Annotated in this window: 9 protein-coding genes, 1 rRNA gene and 1 riboswitch; of the genes, 9 read left to right on the top strand and 1 reads right to left on the bottom strand. The window is 39.3% G+C overall.

The window, feature by feature from the left end:
• Positions 1-114 (top strand): 5S ribosomal RNA (gene rrf / locus CBM15_RS10940); the annotation flags it as partial.
• A gap of 58 nt (positions 115-172) precedes the next feature.
• Here the strand turns inward: rrf and CBM15_RS10935 are convergent.
• Positions 173-643: a GNAT family N-acetyltransferase gene (locus CBM15_RS10935; protein WP_087617527.1), complete on the bottom strand. Its 471-nt coding sequence runs from the start codon at positions 641-643 to the stop codon at positions 173-175.
• Between the two features lie 199 nt (positions 644-842).
• Between CBM15_RS10935 and CBM15_RS10930 the strand changes: the two genes are divergently transcribed.
• The 8 genes from CBM15_RS10930 to purC all read left to right on the top strand — a co-directional run bounded on the left by CBM15_RS10930 (position 843) and on the right by purC (position 8,397).
• Positions 843-1,541, top strand: coding sequence for a response regulator transcription factor (locus CBM15_RS10930; RefSeq protein WP_087617526.1), 699 nt, complete (start codon positions 843-845; stop codon positions 1,539-1,541).
• Positions 1,538-2,986: a HAMP domain-containing sensor histidine kinase gene (locus tag CBM15_RS10925; RefSeq protein WP_087617525.1), complete on the top strand. Its 1,449-nt coding sequence runs from the start codon at positions 1,538-1,540 to the stop codon at positions 2,984-2,986. Before CBM15_RS10930 ends, CBM15_RS10925 begins: the two co-directional genes overlap by 4 nt.
• A gap of 1 nt (position 2,987) precedes the next feature.
• Positions 2,988-4,025, top strand: a complete 1,038-nt coding sequence (locus CBM15_RS10920; protein WP_239534789.1) for a LolA family protein — start codon at positions 2,988-2,990, stop codon at positions 4,023-4,025.
• Positions 4,026-4,177: 152 nt separating this feature from the next.
• The gene (locus CBM15_RS10915; RefSeq protein ID WP_008408744.1) at positions 4,178-4,366 is read left to right on the top strand and encodes an NETI motif-containing protein; all 189 of its coding nucleotides are present in this window, start codon (positions 4,178-4,180) and stop codon (positions 4,364-4,366) included.
• A 98-nt stretch (positions 4,367-4,464) separates the two neighbouring features.
• Positions 4,465-4,564, top strand: a riboswitch (purine riboswitch).
• Positions 4,565-4,733: 169 nt separating this feature from the next.
• Positions 4,734-5,222: a 5-(carboxyamino)imidazole ribonucleotide mutase gene (gene purE / locus CBM15_RS10910; RefSeq protein WP_014822577.1), complete on the top strand. Its 489-nt coding sequence runs from the start codon at positions 4,734-4,736 to the stop codon at positions 5,220-5,222.
• Positions 5,219-6,343 carry a 5-(carboxyamino)imidazole ribonucleotide synthase gene (purK, locus tag CBM15_RS10905; protein ID WP_087617523.1) on the top strand — a complete coding sequence of 375 codons (1,125 nt, stop codon included), beginning with the start codon at positions 5,219-5,221 and terminating at the stop codon, positions 6,341-6,343. The genes purE and purK overlap by 4 nt, the downstream gene beginning before the upstream one ends.
• Before the next feature lie 13 nt (positions 6,344-6,356).
• Complete coding sequence (gene purB / locus CBM15_RS10900; protein WP_087617522.1) at positions 6,357-7,658, top strand: adenylosuccinate lyase; 1,302 nt, start codon at positions 6,357-6,359, stop codon at positions 7,656-7,658.
• A 28-nt stretch (positions 7,659-7,686) separates the two neighbouring features.
• A complete protein-coding gene (gene purC / locus CBM15_RS10895; protein ID WP_087617521.1) occupies positions 7,687-8,397 on the top strand; it encodes a phosphoribosylaminoimidazolesuccinocarboxamide synthase in 711 nt (236 codons plus the stop codon).
• Positions 8,398-8,399 lie beyond the last annotated feature (2 nt).

Below are 8,399 nucleotides of genomic sequence, written 5' to 3'. Positions count from 1 at the left end.
AAGTGATGATGGCAAAGAGGTCACACCCGTTCCCATACCGAACACGGAAGTTAAGCTCTTTAGCGCCGATGGTAGTTGGGGGCTTCCCCCTGTGAGAGTAGGACGTCGCTTCGCACACGCAAAACCACTGAGGAATCAGTGGTTTTTTTGTTGTTATAAATAGTTTTATTTTTTATATTCTCACCATTGTCATAAATTCTGTAACGTCATTACTGAATTCATCTTCTTTAACAAAACCAAGCTTTTTATATAAATGAATGGCTCTCTGATTAAATGTCGCTACGGTTAATCTTAGCGATTTACTTGGATACTTCTCCTCAATAAATTTCATAATCCCTGTACAAAACTCGAACCCATTGCCTTTTCCAACAAGATTTGGGTGCATTCCGACTCCCATATCTATTAAATCTGCCGTATAAACACCGAAATGGTTCCCTCTAGGTACTCGAGCACTCTCTCCGATACAGAAAAATCCAATTACTTCTTTATTTTTATCTGCAATGGCATAGTAGGATCCATCCATTAATTCTTCCAAAGCCTCATCAGTTTGTTCATTATTATAAAAATCGTAAGGCTGTTCATATTTCCATCCGAGAATTGTAGTGGCCATCTTACTGTTCATCTTTTCGATAAAGAATTCCATTATTGCGACACCTCTTTTATTTATTTACACAATTGATAGTAACATAAAATTTCCATTTTAAAACGACCATCTTTACAGTGAAAGGTAACTTTGGCTATCTTTAAACAGCCATAACAAAGTAAGATAAAATATAAAGGATTTATAAAGTCACAATTATCGATAAAATTACTTGTTATAGTGATGGTAGGAGGCGTACATGATGGAACAACAAATTCTTTTAGTGGAAGATGACCGTGAAATTGCGCGCATTATTAAAGACACCTTAATAAAGGAAGGCTATGCAGTGACATGGGCAACGACTGGGATTGAAGGATTAGAAGATTTTTCTGCCGGGAACTATGATTTAATACTTGTTGATTGGATGATGCCTGAAATGGATGGGCTATCAATGATTGAACATATTCGACTGCAAAGTGATGTTCCAATTATTATGATCAGTGCAAAAAGTAATGAATCGGATAAAGTCACAGGGTTACAAGATGCCGATGATTATTTGGCAAAGCCGTTTTCTTTAGAAGAATTAAAAGCGCGTGTTCGTTCTCAAATACGACGATGGCAGAGATATAATAGAGTTTTCGCAGCAGAAGATATGATTTCATATGTACATGGATTAAAAATTGATTGGGTAAAAGAATGTGTTTATATCGAAGAGGTTGAAGTTAGCTTGACACAAAAAGAGTTTGCGTTACTGAAAGTATTGGCACAAAATCCTTTCGAGCTATTTACAAAGGAAGCGTTGTATACACATGTTTGGCACCAAGTTGAGCTGGATCAAACACATACGGTAACGGTGCATATTAAAGCATTGCGTGAGAAGCTGAAGGATCCTGTAAAATCACCTAACTATATACAAACTGTATGGGGAAAGGGCTACCGCTTTATAGGTGAACAAGTATGAAAATTAAATCATGGCTTCTCCTTACGTATTTGCTTGTCATGATATTACCGTTACTTGCACTGTATGGGCTATATATATCCATTAACGATTACTACCAGGATAAAAGTCTTGATGAGTATTTTGAAAAGTGGGCAGTTGTATCAGATATAAAAGATTATTTGGATAATCCGTCGCTTTACACGATTAATGCTAATTATAAGGAAATCGAGAAACTGACATCCGATCAGTTGATGATTACGCTGTACAGTCCGAATGGCAAGATTTTTTATTCCTCGAATTTAATCAACTCTTTGAACGGTTTTGAATCAAAAAGTGCGGTTTATAAAAATCTGTTTGAATTTAAACAAAACTACGAAACATTCGTTTATAAAGAACCTGTTTATGAAGATGGGGAAATTAAGGGGGTATACAAGATTACGCTCGTTCGATCTGAATGGCTGGAACAAGTAAACACAAAATCACTTATTGTCGTAACGAGTTTAATTGTAGTAATGCTGTTGTTATACGGGTCGGTTGTCTATATGCTGAATAGGCGCCTCAATAAGCCGGTAAAAAGACTAATGGAACAAATGCGCGCTTTCGCCAAGGATGAAGCAACAAGTCCGCTACCGGTAAAAAAGGATGAAATCGGAGAACTAACCGAGAGCTTTCAATTAATGCTGCAGGAAATTACAGCGACGCGAAAAAAGCTTGCATTAGAGCAGCAGCAAAAGGAATTTATGATTGCCAGTCTGTCACATGACTTGAAAACGCCTCTAACATCAATTCAAGCATATGCAGAAAGTTTACGGCATGGGACCCATACTGAAAAGGACCATCAGGAGTATTTGCAGATTATTCAGTCCAAATCAGATTATATGAAGCAGTTGCTTGATGATTTAATGATGCTAACATTATTGCAGTCACCGACATATGAACTGGAACTTGTAAAAGTTGAAGGCGAAGAGTTTTTTGATATGCTCTTGGGCGACTATGAACAAATCAGCAAAGAAAAGGGGTTTGAAGCAAAGACGACAGCCAATGTGGAAGGGAGTTATCTTGTAAATCCGAAGCAATTGATGCGCGTTGTCGATAATGTTGTCGCAAATGCCTGGACGTACACAAATCCGGGAGGAGCGATTTATATATCCGCATTTGAAACGCTGAATATTCCTGTATGCAGTACAAAAAGGTTAGCAGAAAACTTTACGGAAAAGGGCGTATATATCGTCGTCCAAAATAGCGGGGTGACCATATCGGAACAGCAGTGTGAGCAAATGTTTGAGCCGCTGTATCAGTTTGATGTTTCTCGAAGCCAGATAGGTGAGCGAGGGGCTGGTCTCGGTTTGAGTATTGCAAAGCAAATTATGGCTAAGCATAATGGGACAATTAAAGCTATAACACAGCAAGATCAATTAGCGATTATCATCTGGCTACCACCAATTGAAGAAGAGGGGAATGGATAAAATGAAAAAAATGATATATTCAGCAGCATTAATTTTAACGCTGTCTTTAGCGGCATGCAGCAATGAGGAAAATTACTCGCCCCAAGAAATATTGAATCAGGCGATGCAGGAAACATCTGAACTTGATTCTTATTATGGAGAATATAAGATAACAATGGACGACGGGACCGAGATTCTTTCGAAGCAATGGGAGAAAAAAGGAAAGACACGTGTAGAAATGGTTGATTCCACAGGAGAAGAATCGATTGCAGTTAATGATGGCAAAACATTAACTTCCTATTCGAAAACAACGAATGAAGCAATGATTTTTGGGCTAGGGCCAGAAGTAGAAAGTTTAGTTCGTCCAACGTTAAAAGAGCAGGCATTGCATACGTTGGAACAAATAAAAAATTCCCACGATATTACGATTGGTGAAGAAGAAAAGATTGCTGGGCATGAAACGTACCATTTAATTGCAAAGGCCAAAAAGCAAAATACGCTTATTGGGGATATGGAAATTTGGGTAGATAAAAAAACATGGATGACATTAAAAACGATTTCGGCAAGTGGCGATATGAAAATAACTTCTGAATTTACGAAATTTGAGCCAAACAGTAAAATTGACGATGCTAAATTTAGTGTAGATATACCCGAAGATGCCGTTGTTAAGGTCGAGTCTTTCAAGCCATTGGAACAATTGACAGTAGAGCAGGCTGTCGAGAAGATTGGACCATTTTTAATATTCCCTGAATCCCTTGGTTACACAATGGAAGGAATTGAAGACATGGGGGTTACTGATACGGGAGAGATTGCCTTAACATATTCCAAAAACGGTGATAAACAATTCTCGCTTTCAATCTTTAAGCCAATGCAGTCAATTGGAGAGGAAGAAGAACTGATTGAAGTGCGCGGACAAAAGGGTTCTAAAATCGAGTTGGGTACTTTCAAAACAATCCAATGGGATGAAGAAGGTTTACGATATAATGTGATTTTAGAAAATCCGGACTTAACATTTGAGGAAATACTGCAGTTAACAGAGCAAATGGAGATTATAAAATAAACAATTCGGAGCAATTACAGGAAATTTGTGATTGCTCCGTTTTAATTTTACTTGTGACAAATCGTTCACAAAATAAAACCATTCTATTAGAAAGTACTAAAAGTATCGTGGTATAGTTAGAGCGATATTTTACATGTGGAAGGATGACCTTTTTGGCTAAAAAGCAAGTATGGTATGAAGTAGAAGAAAATGAAACAATCGAGCAATGCCTTGAAAGAATGAAGAAAGATGGCTATATGCCTTTTGGACGCAGAGAAGAGCCGGTGTTCGAAGAAGTAAATGGCGAGCCTATCTATTTGCGTCAAAAAATACAATTTAAAGGTGTATTAATAGAAGAATAACGTACTACTCGATTAAAAACCGAACAATATCTTTTGCTTTAAAAATATTGTTCGCATTTTTGCATTGATTTTATGCGTAACCCTTGTTAAAATGTGTACAGGAAAAACATTTAATCCCTCATATATGCTAGAGAATATGGCTCTAGTGTCTCTACCCGGCACCGTAAATACCGGACTATGTGGGAAAGCAACTTCAGGTATGATGAAATAAAGGATGTGGATCTCAATGCAATTATCTACATATACTTTTAATGCTCAGTCCTCAAGTAGATTGCTTTCTCATGCGTAGAGCGTAGAGAGCAATTTATTTGAGGATTTTTTTACATTTATTACACAAATGGCGAAGATGTTTAAAGGAGCGAAACTCATGAATCCGAAAATTGGCGTTATTATGGGAAGTTCAAGTGATTGGGAAACGATGAAGCATGCTTGTGACATTTTGGACGAGCTGCAAGTGCCTTATGAAAAGCAAGTCGTTTCAGCACATCGCACACCAGATTTAATGTTTGAATATGCGGAAGCTGCGCGTGGACGCGGTATTCAAGTAATTATTGCAGGGGCTGGTGGAGCAGCTCATTTACCAGGTATGGTAGCAGCAAAAACGACGTTACCTGTAATTGGGGTACCTGTACAGTCACGTGCGCTAAACGGACTCGATTCACTATTATCGATTGTCCAAATGCCAGGTGGTGTACCTGTCGCGACTGTAGCAATTGGCAAGGCAGGAGCAACAAATGCAGGCCTGCTTGCAGCGCAAATTTTAGGAGCGTTTGATCAGGAACTTGCTGCAAAGCTTGAGGCACGACGTGAAGCGACAAAAGCGCAAGTTTTGGAAAGCACAGGTGACTTAACGTGACGAAAATGATTTACCCTGGACAAACAATCGGCATCATCGGCGGTGGTCAGCTTGGTCGTATGATGGCAGTTGCCGCAAAAGAAGCCGGCTATAAAATCGCAGTACTGGAGCCAACAATGGATTCGCCTTGTGGACAAGTGGCAGACATACGAATTGTCGCAGCTTATGATGATGAAGCAGCATTGGAAGAGCTGGCGGAAGTTAGTGATGTCATAACATATGAGTTTGAGAATATCGATTACGATGGTTTGAAACGTTTAACACAAATGGCCTATGTTCCTCAAGGCGCAGAGCTTGTGCGCATTACACAAAATCGTGTCACAGAAAAGCAAATGATTGTTGAGGCAGGCTGTCCGGTTGCACCGTATATTGTCGCATCTACCTATGAAGAGCTGCTAGAAAACATTGGAGAAATCGGCTTCCCATGTATCGTTAAAACAGCACGGGGCGGTTATGACGGGAAAGGACAGCAGTTATTGAAATCAGCTGAGGACTTACCAATGGCAAAAGATTTATTTACACATTCACAATGTATTGCAGAGGGTTTTGTTCCATTTACGAAAGAGATTTCTGTCATCGTTCAGCGCAATGGTGATGGTGAAACATACTGCTTACCTGTCGGAGAAAACATTCATATAAACCACATTTTACATGAAACGATTGTCCCGGCCCGTATCGAACAGTCGACAGCACAATTAGCTGAAGAAGCTGCACTTAAAATTGCCGATTCTCTGAAACTGATCGGAACATTGGCAGTGGAAATGTTCGTCCTTGAAGATGGCAGCATCGTTATAAATGAATGTGCGCCACGTCCGCATAACTCAGGCCATTATTCGATAGAGGCATGCAATATTTCCCAGTTTACACAGCATATTCGTGCAGTATGCGGATGGCCGCTACGTAAACCAAAACTGTGGGCACCTTCAATTATGGTGAATGTACTTGGTCAGCATGTCGTTCCATTAACAAATTCAATTTCAAAATTTCCTGACTGGTCTGTACATTTGTACGGGAAATCAGAAGCAAAGGTAAATCGGAAAATGGGTCATGTTACAATCATGACAGATGATATAAATACAGCATTACAACAAATAACAGACTCTGGTATTTGGCCGGAGTAAAAGGAGAAGATTTATGATAGAACGCTATACACGTCCAGAAATGGGTGCTATTTGGACTGAAGAGAACAAATTTAAAGCATGGCTTGAAGTAGAGATTTTAGCTTGTGAAGCATGGGCTGAAATCGGTGAAATTCCTAAAGAAGATGTAGCAAAATTACGTGCTAATGCATCATTTGATATCGACCGCATCTATGAAATTGAACAGGAAACACGTCATGATGTAGTAGCATTTACACGAGCTGTTTCGGAAACACCTGCACTTGGCGAAGAAAAAAAATGGGTACACTACGGTTTAACATCAACGGACGTTGTAGATACAGCACTATCATACTTAATCAAACAGGCGAATGAAATTTTACGTAAAGATTTACACCAATTCATCGCCATTCTGACAGAAAAAGCAAAAGAGCATAAATTTACAGTAATGATGGGGCGTACACACGGTGTGCATGCAGAACCGACAACATTTGGTTTAAAGCTGGCATTATGGCTTGAAGAAATGCGCCGTAACTTAGTACGTTTTGAAGAAGCCGCAAAAGTAATCGAAACAGGTAAAATGAGCGGTGCTGTAGGAACATATGCCAATATTAATCCACGTGTGGAAAGCTATGTATGTGAACATCTTGGATTAGCAGCTGCACCAATTTCTACACAAACATTACAGCGTGACCGTCATGCACAATACTTTTCTACATTGGCATTGATCGCTACATCAATTGAAAAATTTGCGACAGAAATCCGCGGACTGCAAAAATCTGAAACACGTGAAGTGGAAGAAGGGTTTGCGAAAGGGCAAAAAGGTTCTTCTGCTATGCCGCATAAGCGAAACCCAATCGGCTCTGAAAATATGACAGGTATGGCACGATTGATGCGCGGCTACATGCTGACAGCTTATGAGAATGTAGCTTTATGGCATGAACGTGATATTTCACATTCTTCAGCTGAACGTGTCATTATTCCGGATGCCACAATTACATTAAATTATATGTTAAATCGTTTCGGTAATATTTTGAAAAACTTAACTGTATTCCCTGACAATATGAAACGCAATATGGAGCGTACATTTGGTCTGATCTACTCTCAGCGTATTTTACTAGCGTTAATCGACAAAGGATTATCACGTGAGGAAGCGTACGATACGGTTCAGCCATTAACAGCGCGAGCTTGGGATGAGCAAACACAATTCCGTCCGCTTGTAGAAGCGAGTGAAGAAATCACATCGCATCTATCACCGGAAGAAATTGCAGACTGCTTTGACTATAACTACCATATTCAGAATGTTGATTTGATTTTCGAACGTTTAGGTCTTAACTAACTAATCAATTAATCAGGAGGAATACGTCATGAATAAAGGCCAGCTTTTATATGAAGGGAAAGCAAAACGATTATATACAACAGAAGATACTGAAATTCTTTTTGTTGAATACAAAGATAGTGCGACAGCATTTAATGGTGAGAAAAAAGCCGAGATTGCTGGAAAGGGAAATTTAAACAACCAAATTACGACTTTACTTTTCGAAAAGTTACAAGCAAACGGAATCGAGTCACATTTCGTAAAAAGGCTTTCAGCGAACGAACAGCTTGTACGTAAAGTCGAAATTATTCCAATCGAAGTTGTTACACGCAATATTGCTGCAGGCAGCCTGGCAAAACGTCTAGGCTTGGATGAGGGCACACCGCTTAAGCGTCCAATCGTCGAATTTTACTATAAAGATGATGCATTAGGTGATCCAATCATTACAACGGAGCATATTGACGTGCTGAATATCGCAACACCAATCGAAGTAGAACAGCTGTATAATGCGGCACTGCATGTGAATGAAGTGCTGCGTCCGATTTTTACTGCGGTTGGTGTAACATTAGTCGACTTCAAACTGGAATTTGGTCGTGACAAAGACGGCAATATTTTACTTGCCGATGAAATTTCTCCTGATACTTGTCGTTTGTGGGATTCTACTACAAAAAAAAAGCTTGATAAAGACGTATTCCGCCGTGATTTAGGCAATCTAACGGAAGTATATGAAATTATATTACAAAAACTTGGAGGCAACTAACT

Source organism: Solibacillus kalamii (assembly GCF_002174535.1).
Classification (GTDB): domain Bacteria; phylum Bacillota; class Bacilli; order Bacillales_A; family Planococcaceae; genus Solibacillus; species Solibacillus silvestris.
This window is presented reverse-complemented; position numbering and strand designations above follow the sequence as displayed.